Source organism: Serratia oryzae (assembly GCF_001976145.1).
In the GTDB taxonomy this organism is placed as follows: domain Bacteria; phylum Pseudomonadota; class Gammaproteobacteria; order Enterobacterales; family Enterobacteriaceae; genus Chania; species Chania oryzae.
In genome coordinates, this window is record NZ_MOXD01000008.1 from 18,836 (window position 1) to 33,520 (window position 14,685).

Annotated in this window: 10 protein-coding genes; 7 read left to right on the plus strand and 3 right to left on the minus strand. The window is 56.2% G+C overall.

The window, feature by feature from the left end; all coding sequences use genetic code 11:
* Positions 1 to 2 precede the first annotated feature (2 nt).
* Positions 3 to 1,388, plus strand: coding sequence for a GntP family permease (locus tag BMI79_RS14985; protein ID WP_076942943.1), 1,386 nt, complete (start codon positions 3 to 5; stop codon positions 1,386 to 1,388).
* 145 nt (positions 1,389 to 1,533) lie between these two features.
* On the plus strand, positions 1,534 to 3,450 hold the full coding sequence (locus tag BMI79_RS14995; RefSeq protein ID WP_279626679.1) for a glycoside hydrolase family 28 protein: 1,917 nt from the start codon (positions 1,534 to 1,536) through the stop codon (positions 3,448 to 3,450).
* A gap of 127 nt (positions 3,451 to 3,577) precedes the next feature.
* Here the strand turns inward: BMI79_RS14995 and lptG are convergent, their stop codons facing one another.
* Together lptG and lptF are read right to left on the minus strand one after the other, a co-directional pair.
* Positions 3,578 to 4,648, minus strand: a complete 1,071-nt coding sequence (gene lptG, locus BMI79_RS15000; RefSeq protein ID WP_076942945.1) for an LPS export ABC transporter permease LptG — start codon at positions 4,646 to 4,648, stop codon at positions 3,578 to 3,580.
* Complete coding sequence (gene lptF, locus BMI79_RS15005; protein WP_076942946.1) at positions 4,648 to 5,742, minus strand: LPS export ABC transporter permease LptF; 1,095 nt, start codon at positions 5,740 to 5,742, stop codon at positions 4,648 to 4,650. Before lptF ends, lptG begins: the two co-directional genes overlap by 1 nt.
* Positions 5,743 to 6,024: 282 nt before the next feature.
* On the opposite strand from lptF, the gene pepA reads away from it, so the two are divergent.
* The 5 genes from pepA to BMI79_RS15035 all read left to right on the plus strand — a co-directional run bounded on the left by pepA (position 6,025) and on the right by BMI79_RS15035 (position 13,911).
* Positions 6,025 to 7,536 carry a leucyl aminopeptidase gene (gene pepA, locus BMI79_RS15010; protein ID WP_076942947.1) on the plus strand — a complete coding sequence of 504 codons (1,512 nt, stop codon included), beginning with the start codon at positions 6,025 to 6,027 and terminating at the stop codon, positions 7,534 to 7,536.
* A gap of 202 nt (positions 7,537 to 7,738) precedes the next feature.
* Entirely contained in the window at positions 7,739 to 8,188 is a 450-nt protein-coding gene (locus tag BMI79_RS15020; protein WP_076942949.1) for a DNA polymerase III subunit chi, read from the plus strand.
* A 13-nt stretch (positions 8,189 to 8,201) separates the two neighbouring features.
* Positions 8,202 to 11,078 (plus strand): valine--tRNA ligase, encoded by a 2,877-nt coding sequence (locus BMI79_RS15025; protein ID WP_076942950.1) that lies wholly within the window; start codon positions 8,202 to 8,204, stop codon positions 11,076 to 11,078.
* Positions 11,079 to 11,256: 178 nt separating this feature from the next.
* On the plus strand, positions 11,257 to 11,760 hold the full coding sequence (locus BMI79_RS15030) for a GNAT family N-acetyltransferase (protein ID WP_076942951.1): 504 nt from the start codon (positions 11,257 to 11,259) through the stop codon (positions 11,758 to 11,760).
* Between the two features lie 543 nt (positions 11,761 to 12,303).
* A complete protein-coding gene (locus BMI79_RS15035; RefSeq protein WP_076942952.1) occupies positions 12,304 to 13,911 on the plus strand; it encodes a GMC family oxidoreductase in 1,608 nt (535 codons plus the stop codon).
* 4 nt (positions 13,912 to 13,915) lie between these two features.
* Here the strand turns inward: BMI79_RS15035 and miaE are convergent, their stop codons facing one another.
* Positions 13,916 to 14,677, minus strand: a complete 762-nt coding sequence (miaE, locus tag BMI79_RS15040; RefSeq protein ID WP_076942953.1) for a tRNA isopentenyl-2-thiomethyl-A-37 hydroxylase MiaE — start codon at positions 14,675 to 14,677, stop codon at positions 13,916 to 13,918.
* Positions 14,678 to 14,685 lie beyond the last annotated feature (8 nt).

Below are 14,685 nucleotides of genomic sequence, written 5' to 3' on the forward strand. Positions count from 1 at the left end.
TTATGGCGCTTTATACCCCCATCATCGGCCTGGCAGTGGCCGTATTCGTGCTGGTTTTTCTGGTGCTGTGCACCCGGGTTCACGCACTGATTGCCATGCTGATAGCCGCCTCGATCGCCGGTATTTCCGGCGGGCTGACGGCAGTACAGACGGTCGATACCATCAGCAAAGGGTTCGGCAGCACGCTCGGCAGCATCGGGATTGTTATCGGCTTAGGCGTGATGATGGGCCGCGTGCTGGAAGTCTCTGGCGCAGCGGAACAGATCGCCTACAGCTTCATTAAATGGCTGGGTAAAAGGCGCGAAGAATGGGCTTTGGCGATTACCGGCTATATCGTCAGCATCCCGATTTTTGTCGATTCTGCCTTCGTCATTCTTTATCCGCTGGTAAAGGCGCTGGCCAAAAAAGGCCAACGCAATCTGCTGACGTTGGGGGTGGCGCTGGCGGGCGGGCTGATCCTTACCCACCACGCCGTGCCCCCGACTCCTGGCCCATTAGGGGTAGCAGCAATCTTCGGGGTTGATATTGGTGCCATGATGATGGCAGGCCTGGTCTTAGCCATTCCTTGCGTGATCGGCGTGGTTATCTATGCCCGTTGGCTTGGCAGCCGCTACCCGGATTTCGAACCGGAAAACCGGGATGACGCGCCAGAGGATCGGCACGCCGCCCACCAGCGTTATCTGGCTGAAAAAGAAGCGAAGGCACTGCCTAGCCTAACGTTATCACTGCTGCCGATCGTCGCCCCCATCGTGCTGATCTTTATCAACGCGGTGAACAATATGCTGGCAAAAGCCGAGGATATGGTCTGGCTGAGCGAGAGCCTCTGGGGGCAGGCGTTCGCCTTTCTGGGTTCGCCGATTATCGCATTGACAATCAGCGTGTTGCTGGCGGTCTACACCCTGATGCCCAAGGTCGATAAGCACGACACGCTGGAACGGCTAGAGGAAGGGTTGCAGACCGCAGGGATCATCCTGCTGGTCACCGGTGCGGGCGGCGCACTCGGGGCGGTGTTGCGCGAAAGCGGCACTGGAACCTTGTTGGCTCAGCATGTCGCCAACCTGCCGCTGACGCCGGTACTGATTCCCTTTTTCATCGCAACGCTTGTCAGGCTGATACAAGGTTCAGGTACGGTAGCCATGATCACCGCCGCATCTATTTCTGCCCCAATCGTCAGCCAGTTGCCCGGAGTGAATATGCTCGCTGCCGCGCAGGCGGCAACCATGGGCGCGCTGTTTTTCAGCTACTTTAATGACAGCATGTTCTGGGTGGTGAACCGTATGATGGGGATCAAAGACGTCAAGCTACAGATGATGGTCTGGTCGGTGCCCACCACCATCGCCTGGGCGATCAGCCTATGCGGTATCCTGATCCTGGATTGGTGGCTGTAACTGCCACTCGCCGGGCGCTATTACTCACGTCCGGCATTCCCTGCTCTGAGTAAATATTTATATCAATTAGTCGTTGCAATCGCGCATATTGCAGGAGCAATATCTCATTCTGGAACGTTGTTTCATTATGAGGGAAGATATAAAAATGAATATTAAGTCATTATTTTTTATAGTTACTTTTCTTGTTACCCTGACGGGGTGCGATAACTCGGAGAGTGCTACCGCTTCAGCAACCAATCCCGCCCCACCAACCGAACCCATTAGCCCCGTTAACCCTATTGATCCTGCTGTACCGGTTGAGCCGGTCACTCCCGTAGACCCTTCAGAGCCTGTCGCCCCCGTTGATCCTGTTGAACCCGTCGCGCCTGTTGACCCCGTTGAACCCGTGACACCGGCAGATCGCAGTGGCAGTTGGCCCGCCGCAGCGCTTAACGATCCCGAGCTGGTCGGCAAAGAGCCGGTCATACCCACGGTCTGTCAAACGCTCCCGGCCGAGTTGACGCAGAACGCTAAAGGGCTGTTGGATGACGCTATCGACGCCGATCCCGATAACTCGCAGCCCGATGCCAGCCGTATTCAGGCAGCCATCAACGCCTGCAGCAGCGGCGCCGTTAAGCTGATTGCCGGCAGCAATGGGGAAAATGCGTTCCTGAGCGGCCCACTGACGCTAAAAAGTGGCGTGACGCTGTGGGTGGATCAGGGTGTTACCCTGTTTGCCTCACGCAGCCCGGCAGATTATCAGATTGCCGATAAAAATAACTGCGGTGAAACCGCCAGCTCCGATAATGGCTGTAACGCACTGATTACCGCCACCGACGCGGTGAACAGTGGCGTAGTTGGCGAAGGGATTATCGATGGGCGCGGCGGTGCAGTCATCACCACGGGGAAATATGCCAATACCCTCACCTGGTGGGACGTTGGCGCACTCACCAAGACGGTTTCAGGTGCCAACCAGAACAACCCGCGCTTGATTCAGGTCACCAACAAGAACTCCGCCAAACCGACCAGCAAAAACTTCACTCTGTACAAGATCACGTTGCAAAATGCGCCCAAATTCCACTTTGTCCCTAGTGGGGTGAATGGGGTCACCGTTTGGGGTGTGAAGGTGTTAACCCCGTCACTGGCCTATACGGTGCCGGGTTATGACTGCCCGGAAGGCACCACACCGACAACGTCGGGCTCCCCCAACTATACCCGGGCCAGCACTTGCTTTACCCCGGATACCACCAAAAACACCGATGCGATCGATCCTGGTCAATCACAAAACGTGTTGATCGCCTATAACCATATCAGCACGGGTGATGATGGTGTTGCCATCAAGTCCCACAACAGCAGCGCCTGCGTTGCGCCAATTGCTGATAAGTATCTGGGGCTGTTGCCGATTTACACCGTCAGCAACGTTAAGATCCTGCATAACCGGCTCTATTTTACCCACGGGATGTCGATCGGCAGCGAAACCGACTGTGCGATCAAAGATGTGGAAATCCGCGATCTGACGATCGACGGTCATGATGCTGCCTTTGCCGTGGGCGTGCGTATCAAAACGGATATGAGCGTCGGGGGAGAGGTGAAAAACGTCAGCTATGATGGCGTATGCATCCGCCGCGCCCAGGAAGCGCTGACTATCGATACCTATTACAGCAGCAAAACCGGCCAGGCTTACCCGGATATTCACGATATCACCATCAAGAATTACCACTATGTGGATACAGCGAATTCCATTTATAACGGCGACAACGTTCGGGTGACCTTGCGAGGCTTCAGTTCCGATGGGCAAGACCTGCCGCTGAAGAATATCGTGCTCAATAACACGGTGTTTGACAGCGCACCGCAGTTAGCCAATAAAGCCTTGGGGAAAATACCAGCATCGCCGTCTTATGCCCAGATCACCATGGGGCCAGGCCCGGTATCCTTTGCCAGCCTGCTGCTGGCCGCAGTGGAAAACGGTGCACCGGAGTTTGAGGTGCTGGATAACCGTGATGCACCAGCAGAAAGTGCAGAAGCGCCCTATGATTGCAGCCAGGCATTTGCGCTATTCCCTTCCGCCGCATCCGCCCTTTAAACGCTCAACGAGTGGGGAGCTTTCCCCCACTCTGTTCATTTATCTCTCTGTGATAGAAATAAAAAATGCCAGTCAGTGACTTAACTGACTGGCATTGCTCGCTCTTCACCAAGCGATATGGATAGGGCTATCTGCGCTTCAGCAGCATATATATGCTAAGCAGCAGGAACAGCAGGCTCGGCAACAGCGCCCCCAATATCGGCGGCATACTGTAGACCAGGCTCAGCGGCCCAAAGATCTGATCCAGCACGTAGAACAGGAAACCAAAGCTGATACCGGTCACCACACGGAGCCCCATCGGCACGCTGCGCAACGGGCCGAAGATAAACGACAGCGCCATCAGCATCATCACCGCCACGGAGAGCGGCGAGAAGATTTTGCTCCACATATTCAACTGATAACGGTTGGCCTCCTGGCCGCTCTGCTTCAGGTATCTCACATAGTTGTGCAACCCGCTGATCGAAAGCGATTCCGGATCTAACGCCACCACCCCCAGCTTGTCCGGCGTCAGGTTGGTTTTCCAGACGCCGGCCAGCGTCTGGGTGCCCGTCACCTGCTTAGGGTTGGTCAGATCGGACGTATCCACCTGTGAAAGTTTCCACTCACCGTCTTCAAAGTTGGCACTGGCGGCATAGCGAACTTTCTCCAGCCTGCGCTGATCGTTAAAGTGATAGATATTCACCCCAGACAGCTCTGTGTCACCAGAAACGCGCTCGATGTAGATGAAATCATTGCCGTCTTTCGCCCATAAGCCGCTTTTGGTAGACAGCAGCGAACCACCGTACATCTGCTGCGCACGATAGTTACGCGCCATCTGCTCACCCTGCGGTGCCACCCACTCGCCAATCGCCATGGTCAGCAACACCAGCGGAATGGCGGTTTTCATCACCGAACCGGCGATCTGTAAGCGGGTGAAGCCTGCGGCCTGCATCACCACCAGTTCGCTGCGCGTGGCCAGCGTCCCTAAGCCCAGCAGAGCCCCCAGCAACGCCGCCATCGGAAAAAAAAGCTCAATATCTGTCGGTACGCTGAGCAGAGTAAATACCCCCGCCCCCAGCGCCGTGTAGTCGCCCTGGCCCACCTTACGCAACTGCTCAACGAACTTGATGATGCCGGAAAGCGATACCAGCATGAACAGCGTCATCATGATGGTATTGAAAATCGTTTTACCGATATAACGGTCTAATACACCAAACATCAGGCCGCTCCTTTCAGGCGTTCACGCAGTCTGCGCGCAGGGACGGTGTCCCACAAATTCAGCACCAGCGCCATCAACAGGTAGGCCACGTTCACCCCCCACATCCACAGCATTGGATCCAGTTTGCCTTTACCGCCGTTGGAACGCAGCGATGTCTGCACCAGGAAGAAGATAAGATAGAGCAAGATGGCTGGCAGCATGCTGAGCACCCGGCCCTGACGAGGGTTCACCACGCTCAACGGCACCACCAGCAGCGCCATCAGTATCACAGAAACCACCAGCGTCAGGCGCCAATGGAACTCGGCGTTGGCATCCGGATCGGATGACTCCCACAGCGTACGCATCGACAACTGCTCGGTCTGGGTGTTATCCAGCGTGACCGAACGGTGGCCGATCACCGCCTTGTAATCATTGAAATCCGTAATCCGGAAATCACGCAGCAGGGCGGTGCCCTCAAAACGGGTGCCTTTGTCCAACGTCACTACCTGTGAACCATCGCGGTTCTGGTTGATCACACCATGCTCTGCCACCACCACCGAAGGCCGCTTGTTACCGCTCGGGCGCAACTGCGCCAGGAACACATCATCGAAAGTGTTCCCTTTCACATTACCGACAAACAGCACGGCGTTACCGTCCTGCGAAGGCCGGAACTGCCCTTCCGCCAGCCCGGCAATGCTGGGGTTGGCTTTGGCTTCCGCAATCACGCCATCCTGTTGGCTAGAGGCCCATGGCCCCAACCAGAACACGTTCACCGCCGCCAGAACAGAAGTGAAAAGCGCTAACACCATAGCGGCAATGATCAGGGTCCGTTTTCCCAGGCCGCAAGCATGCATCACGGTGATTTCGCTTTCGGTATACAACCGCCCAAGCGTCATCAAAATGCCAAGAAACAGGCTTAAAGGCAGGATCAGTTGCACCATCTTTGGTACACCTAATGCAAGCAGGGATAATACTAAGTTTGTCGGGATATTACCGTTGACCGCATCGCCTAACACCCTGACCAGATTCTGACAAAAAAAGATCAGGAGCAGGATAAACAGGATGGCAATTTGGCTCTTCAGCGTTTCCCGTACCAGATATCTAATGATGATCACGCTTATTACGCCTGTGAAAACTTGTCTTTTTGCAGGAAAATCGCTAGTTTCATCGCTAATCCGCCATTTTTTATCATCATGTGGCAACCTTTCACAGCTAAAATAGTATTAATACATCAAGCCGTTTGGGTGCCCTGTAGGAACAGCCCTATAGTCGCCAAAACAGAACATTTACGCAGTTCAGGTTAACATCATCAGTTAACTCAATGACGGCAGCACGTTACGAAGTGGTTCATTCTAGCCGTAGCTACCGCCGTTGTCTTTAAGATTCAGGAGTAGTGCATGGAGTTCAGTGTAAAAAGCGGTAGCCCGGAAAAACAGCGTAGCGCCTGTATTGTCGTCGGCGTTTTCGAACCGCGCCGCCTATCACCTATCGCAGAACAACTCGACAAAATCAGTGATGGTTATATCAGCGCATTGCTGCGCCGTGGCGAACTGGAAGGCAAAGTCGGGCAGACATTGCTGCTGCACCATGTGCCGAACATTCTCTCCGAACGCATCCTGCTCATCGGCTGTGGCAAAGAGCGCGAGCTCGATGAACGCCAGTATAAGCAGGTGATTCAGAAAACCATCAATACCCTTAACGATACCGGCTCCATGGAAGCCGTCTGCTTCCTGACCGAACTGCACGTCAAAGGCCGTAACACTTACTGGAAGGTGCGCCAGGCGATTGAAACCGCCAAAGAAACGCTCTACACCTTCGATCAGTTGAAAAGCAACAAAGTAGAGCCACGCCGCCCGCTGCGTAAAATGGTGTTCAACGTGCCAACGCGCCGCGAACTCACCAGCGGCGAACGTGCCATCCAGCACGGTCTGGCTGTCGCTTCCGGCATCAAAGCTGCCAAAGATCTCGGCAATATGCCACCGAATATCTGTAACGCCGGGTATCTGGCATCACAGGCACGTCAGTTGGCGGATGCCTTCAGCAGCCACATCACCACCCGCGTTATCGGTGAACAGCAGATGAAAGAGCTGGGGATGAACGCTTATCTGGCGGTCGGTGCCGGTTCGCAAAACGAATCATTGATGTCCGTGATGGAATATAGAGGCAATCCCAACCCTGACGCTAAGCCGATCGTGCTGGTAGGTAAAGGGCTGACCTTTGACTCCGGCGGTATCTCGATCAAACCGGCCGACGGCATGGACGAGATGAAGTACGACATGTGCGGTGCCGCCACGGTGTATGGCGTGATGCGCGTGGTGGCGGAACTGAACCTGCCGCTGAACGTGATCGGCGTGCTGGCAGGCTGTGAAAACATGCCGGGCGGGCGCGCTTATCGCCCAGGAGACGTGCTGACCACCATGTCTGGCCAAACGGTTGAAGTGCTGAACACCGACGCCGAAGGCCGCCTGGTGCTGTGCGACACCCTCACCTATGTGGAGCGTTTCGAGCCAGAACTGGTGATTGATATCGCTACTCTGACCGGAGCCTGCGTGATCGCACTCGGCCATCACCTCACCGGCTTGATGTCGAACCACAATCCACTGGCTCACGAGCTGATCGGCGCTTCCGAACAGGCTGGCGATCGCGCATGGCGCTTGCCGCTGGCGGACGAGTACTACGAGCAACTGGATTCCAACTTTGCCGATATGGCCAATATCGGTGGTCGTCCAGGTGGTGCCATTACCGCCGGCTGCTTCCTGTCGCGCTTTACCCGTAAATACAGTTGGGCACACCTGGATATTGCTGGCACCGCCTGGCGCTCCGGCAAGAATAAAGGGGCCACCGGCCGCCCGGTAGCGCTGCTGGCACAGTTTCTACTCAATCGAGCAGGTCTGAACGGCGACGATTAAATCCGCGCGGTAAATCAGGTATAATTACCAAGGGCACAGCTTGCTGTGCCCTTGCATTTTTTACAGGCACCCGGCTTATACCCAATAGCTTTCAAGTTGCAGCAAGGCGGCAACCGAAGGAATCCCCAGGAGCTTACATCAGTAAGTGACTGGGGTGAGGGAGGGCAGCCAACACAGCTGCGGCTTGAAAGATGAAGGGTATATGAAACAGGCAACGTTCTACCTCCTTGAACACCCAGACCCCGCTGGTGCGCTCAGCGCACACGAGGCGCTGGCCTGCGCCGTTGCCGCCAAACGCTGGCGTGCTGGCCAGCGGGTACTGATCGCCTGTGAAAGCCAGGAGCAGGCCCAGCGGCTGGACGAAGCGCTGTGGCAGCGCGAGCCGCACCACTTTGTGCCGCATAACCTCGCGGGCGAAGGGCCGAACTACGGCGCGCCGGTCGAGCTGTGCTGGCCCGGTAAACGCGGCAATGCCCCGCGCGATCTGCTGATCGCCTTGCTGCCGCAGTTTGCAGATTTTGCTACTGCTTTCCATGAAGTGGTAGACTTCGTTCCTTACGAAGACACCTTGAAACAGTTGGCGCGCGAACGTTACAAAGCCTATCGCAGCGTCGGCTTCCATTTGACCACGGCCACGCCGCCAACTTACTGAACAACGAAGCACAATGGAAAAGACAAACAGTCATCTCGATACCGCCTACGACCCAACACAGATCGAACAGAAGCTTTACGACCACTGGGAAAGCCAGGGTTATTTCAAACCGAATGGCGATACCAGCCAGGAAAGTTTCTGCATCATGATCCCGCCGCCGAACGTTACCGGCAGCCTGCATATGGGCCACGCGTTCCAGCAAACCATCATGGACACCATGATCCGCTATCAGCGTATGCAGGGTAAAAACACCCTGTGGCAAGCGGGGACTGACCATGCCGGGATCGCCACCCAAATGGTGGTTGAGCGCAAGATCGCCGCAGAAGAAGGCAAAACCCGTCACGATTACGGCCGCGATGCCTTTATCGACAAGATCTGGCAGTGGAAGGCTGAATCCGGCGGCACCATCACCCGCCAGATGCGCCGCCTCGGCAACTCGGTGGATTGGGAGCGCGAACGCTTCACCATGGACGATGGCCTGTCCAACGCGGTGAAAGAGGTGTTTGTCCGTCTGTATAAAGAAGATCTGATCTACCGTGGTAAGCGCCTGGTGAACTGGGATCCGAAACTGCGCACCGCTATTTCCGATCTGGAAGTGGAAAACCGCGAATCGAAAGGTTCCATGTGGCACCTGCGTTACCCGCTGGCCGATGGCGCAACCACCGCCGAAGGCAAAGATTACCTGGTGGTTGCTACCACCCGTCCGGAGACCGTGCTGGGTGATACCGGCGTGGCGGTCAACCCGGAAGATCCGCGCTACAAGGATCTGATTGGCAAAGAGCTCATCCTGCCGCTGGTTAACCGCCGCATCCGTATCGTCGGTGACGAGCACGCCGATATGGAAAAAGGCACCGGCTGCGTGAAGATCACCCCGGCGCACGATTTCAACGACTATGAAGTGGGCAAGCGCCACGGCCTGCCGATGATCAACATTCTGACTTTCGACGGTGATATCCGCCAGGAAGCAGAAGTGTTCGATACCCTGGGTGAAGCCAGCACCGCCTACAGCAGCGAAATCCCGGCGCAGTTCCGCGGCCTGGAGCGTTTTGCCGCGCGTAAAGCCGTGGTAGCCGCCTTTGACGAGCTCGGCCTACTGGACGAGATCAAACCGCACGATCTGACCGTGCCTTACGGCGACCGTGGCGGCGTGGTGATCGAGCCAATGCTCACCGATCAATGGTACGTGCGCACCGCGCCGCTGGCGAAAGTGGCGGTAGAAGCGGTTGAGCAGGGCGAAATCCAGTTCGTGCCGAAGCAGTATGAAAACATGTACTTCAGCTGGATGCGCGACATTCAGGACTGGTGTATCTCGCGTCAGCTGTGGTGGGGCCACCGTATTCCGGCCTGGTACGACGCCAACGGCAACGTATACGTAGGCCGCAGCGAGGAAGAAGTGCGCCGCGAAAACAACCTGGGTGCAGACATTGCGCTTAACCAGGATGAAGACGTGCTGGATACCTGGTTCTCTTCCGGCCTGTGGACCTTCTCCACGCTGGGTTGGCCAGAGCAGACCGACGCGCTGAAAACCTTCCACCCGACCAGCGTGATGGTCAGCGGCTTCGACATCATCTTCTTCTGGATTGCCCGCATGATCATGCTGACCATGCACTTCATCAAAGATGAAAATGGCAAGCCGCAGGTGCCGTTCAAGACCGTGTACATGACCGGCCTGATCCGCGACGACGAAGGGCAGAAAATGTCCAAGTCGAAAGGCAACGTGATCGACCCGCTGGATATGGTGGACGGTATCTCGCTGGCAGATCTGCTGGAAAAACGCACCGGCAACATGATGCAGCCGCAGTTGGCAGAGAAGATCCGCAAGCGCACCGAGAAGCAGTTCCCGAACGGCATCGAGCCGCACGGCACCGACGCCCTGCGCTTCACCCTGGCGGCGCTGGCTTCTACCGGCCGTGATATCAACTGGGACATGAAGCGCCTGGAAGGCTACCGCAACTTCTGTAACAAGCTGTGGAACGCCAGCCGCTTTGTGCTGATGAATACCGAAGAGCACGACTGTGGCTTCAACGGTGGCGAGATGCAGCTTTCACTGGCCGATCGCTGGATCCTGGCTGAATTCAACCGCACGGTGAAAGCCTACCGCGAAGCGCTGGATACCTATCGTTTCGATATCGCCGCGGGCATCCTGTATGAATTCACCTGGAACCAGTTCTGCGACTGGTACTTGGAATTGACCAAACCGGTGGTCAGCAACGGCAGCGCAGCGGAACAGCGTGGCACACGCCATACGTTGATCACCGTGCTGGAAGCACTGCTGCGCCTGGCGCACCCGATCATTCCATTTATCACCGAAACCATCTGGCAGCGCGTTAAGCCACTGACCGGCGAAACGGCAGACACCATCATGCTGCAACCCTTCCCGGCTTACGACGCCGCGCGGGAAGATCAGCAGGCGCTGAACGATCTGGAGTGGATCAAGCAGGCAATCACCGCGGTGCGTAACATCCGTGCCGAGATGAACATCGCGCCTAGCAAAATGCTGGAAGTGCTGCTGCGTAACGCCAACGGCGATGCCCAGCGGCGCGTGCAGGAAAACCAGAGCTTTATCGAAAAACTGGCGCGCTTGGAGTCTCTCAGCCTGCTGCCTGCGGGTGAGAAAGGCCCGGTATCGGTCACCAAACTGGTGGAAGGTGCGGAACTGCTGATCCCGATGGCGGGCTTTATCGACAAAGACGCCGAGATCGCCCGCCTGACCAAAGAGATGGGCAAGCTGGACGCAGAAATCGCCTCTATCGAAGGCAAGCTGTCGAATGAAGGCTTTGTCGCCCGTGCGCCGGAGGCGGTTGTCGCCAAAGAGCGCGAGCGCCTGGCCGCCTGCCAGGAAGGCAAAGTGAAGCTACAAGAACAGCAGGCAACTATCGCCGCGCTGTAACGTTGCCCGTATAGCCGAGCAAACCGATCAAAAACAGCGGGTGATTTCCCCGCTGTTTTTTTATCAGCATTGCCAAAAGTCGGCCTTAAATGGTATTAAAAAGTATTAGTACGGCATATTCTGTAATAACAACAAAATGCCTTAGCCTTCCTGGTTTCTCTCATTGGCGAGTAAAAATATGACCACAGCAACCCCAGTGCGTCTTCTGGTGCGCCCAATAACGGCTGAAGATAATGCCGCTATTGCTCACGTCATTCGCGAAGTGTCTGCCGAGCACGGTTTAACGGCAGATAAAGGTTACACCGTTTCTGACCCTCATCTGGACACGTTATACCAGATCTACAGCCAGCCACGCAGCGCCTACTGGGTGGTTGAGCTAGACGGCCAGGTTGCTGGCGGCGGCGGGGTTGCGCCACTGCAGGGCGGTGAAGCAGACGTCTGCGAATTACAGAAAATGTATTTCCTGCCGGAGTTACGCGGCAAAGGCCTGGCCAAGCGCCTGGCGTTGCAGGCGCTGGAGTTTGCCCGCCAACAGGGGTTCCAGCGCTGTTATTTAGAAACTACCGCCACCCTGCAACAGGCGATCGGCCTGTATGAGCACCTTGGTTTCGAGCATATCAATCACGCCATGGGCTGTACCGGCCACGGCGACTGTGAAGTCACTATGCTGAAAACGCTGTAACCTCTGCCGCCCCTCACCCCAACCCTCTCCCGCAGGGAGAGGGGACCGAACGTGCCACAGCCTTACTTCTGTGTCTAATGGCAATACCCCGTCAACTCTCTCCCACAGAATGAGAAGCCAAAGCTTTACACCCGCACCTGACAACAACACCCTGCCAGCCCCCTCTCCCTCAGAGAGAGGGGTGGGGTGAGGGGAACAGGATGGGTATATGTAATGAGAAGACCGAATGTGCCAAAGCTTTACACCCGCACCTGACAACAGCACCCTGCCAGCCCCCTCTCCCTCGGGGAGAGGGTTGGGGTGAGGGGAACAGAACGAGTATGTGCATCATGAACGCCACGCCCCTCCCCCACAAAAAAATCATTAACATCAATATCATTCAAAAAACCACATGACATTTTTATATTTCAGACAGATAAACTGAATAAAACACTGTAATGTAAAATTATTGTGATATTCGTTAATAAATTAACGATTACAAATTGACCACCCATTTTGCTGCGCTACTCTGCAATAACCAGCCATCACGCACAGGGAACACTTATGTCGGAAAATACCTTCGATTACATCATCGTCGGCGCAGGCTCAGCGGGCTGCGTGCTGGCAGCACAGTTGATCCGCCGTACTCAGGCACGTGTTCTGCTGCTGGAGGCAGGGGGTGACGACAATAATCTGTTTATCAAGATGCCCGCTGGCGTCGCCAAGATCATCGCCAAAAAAAGCTGGCCGTATGAAACCGAACCCGAACCTCATGCCAACAACCGCCGTATGCAGATCGCCCAAGGCAAAGTGCTGGGTGGCAGCAGCTCGGTGAACGGTATGATCTACATCCGTGGTCAACAGCAGGATTACGACGACTGGGCGGAAAAGTTCGGTTGCACCGGTTGGAGCTATCAGGACGTCCTGCCCTACTTTAAACGCGCCGAGGCCAACGAGAGCCTGTCCGACGGCTATCACGGCGATGACGGGCTGCTGCCGGTCAGCGAGAACCGCTATCGGCATCCGCTCAGTATGGCGTTTATCCGCGCAGGCCAGGAGCTGAACCTGCCCTACCGCAACGACTTCAACGGTGAAAGCCAGCATGGCGTTGGTTTCTACCAGACCACCACCCACAAAGGCGAACGCGCCAGCACCGCACGCACCTACCTGAAATCGGTGCGTGATAACTCACGGCTGGTAGTGAAGCTCAATGCCTTGGTTCACCGCGTCACCCTCGAAAACAACGTGGCGACCGGTGTGGTTTACAGCCAGAACGGCGGCAGCGAAATTACCGCACGGGCAAGTCAGGAAGTGATCCTCAGCGCTGGCGCAGTCGGTTCACCGAAGATCCTGATGCTGTCCGGTATTGGTCCCCGCGAACATCTGGAATCCTTAGGCATTACGCCCTTGGTAGATCTGCCGGTGGGCAAGAACTTCCACGATCATCTGCATATGTCGATCAACGTCAGCATGCGCGAGCCTGTCAGTTTGTTCGGTGCCGATCGCGGTTGGCAGGCGCTGCGCCACGGCGCCGAGTGGATGGCGTTCCGCAGCGGCGTGCTGAGCTCCAACGTGCTCGAAGGTGCCGCCTTTACCGACAGCCTGAGCGATGGTCGGCCGGACGTGCAAATCCACTTCCTCCCGCTGCTGGACAGTTGGGACGACGTGCCTGGCGAACCGCTGCCCGCGATCCACGGCATGACGCTGAAAGTCGGCTATCTGCAGCCCAAAGCACGCGGCCAAGTGCAACTGCGCAGCCGCAACCCAAGCGATCCGGTCAAGCTACAGGCCAACTACCTTGGCCACCCGGACGATCTGGCCGGTAGCATTCGCGCCGTTAAATTTGGCCTGCGTTTCTTAGAAACCGCCGCCCTTAAACCGCTGATTAAAGATCTGCTGATGCCGCAACCACAGTGGACCAACGACGACGTGCAGTTAGAGGAGTTCGTGCGTAACTTCTGCAAGACGGTCTATCACCCGGTGGGCAGTTGCCGCATGGGCCAGTCGCCAGTGGACTCGGTGACCGATCTGCAGCTGCGCGTGCACGGCTTCGAACGCCTGCGGGTGGTGGACTGCTCGGTTATGCCGCAGGTCACCAGCGGCAACACCAACGCCCCAACCATTATGCTGGCGGAAAAGGCGGCGGATTTGATTTTGGGCGAGAGAGCGTAATTTCTCACCCCACCGGCACACCGCTGTGAAAACGGAACTCGTTATCCGGCGACTGGATCAGTTCGGCTTCAACGCGGCCAAAATGCGCCACACGTTCGCTGATATCACCCTCGGCAATCTGCTGCGCCAGCGTCAGGTAATCCTGATAATGGCGCGCTTCAGAACGCAATAACGAAACATAAAACCGGTTTAGCTCATCGTCGAGAAACGGTGCCAATTTGGCAAAACGCTCACAGGAGCGGGCTTCGATATAAGCACCGCAGATCAGCTTATCGATCAAGGTAGCCGGATCGTGAGTGCGCACTTCGCGGATCATGCCTTTGGCATAGCGGCTAGCGGTGATCTTTTTATAGCGGATCTGCCGCGCTTGCATGATCTCCAACACCTGCGAGAAGTGATGCAGTTCTTCCTTAATCAGCAGCACCATTTTATCCACCAGATCCTGCCCGTAGGCCGAACCGTTTTTCGGCAGGATCTTTTTGGTGAAAGCGCTCTGGCGGAACAACGCCTCCGGCACGCCCTGCTCCTCATGCACAAAGGCTTCGTAGGGCTTCAGCAATGCCAGCAAGGCATCACCGCTCTCTTTGTCCGCCACATAACGGCGGATCAACCACATGCCGGTTTGTGCGGCTTTCAGTTCGCAAACCATATGGTCGGTCAGCAACAGCGGCAGGTTTTCCGCGCGGCGCGCCGCGTCAATCCAGCCATCGGGGGTTTCGCAATGCAGGAAATTCAGAATTGGGGCTAACAAAGAATGGTATGTCATTTGAGCTT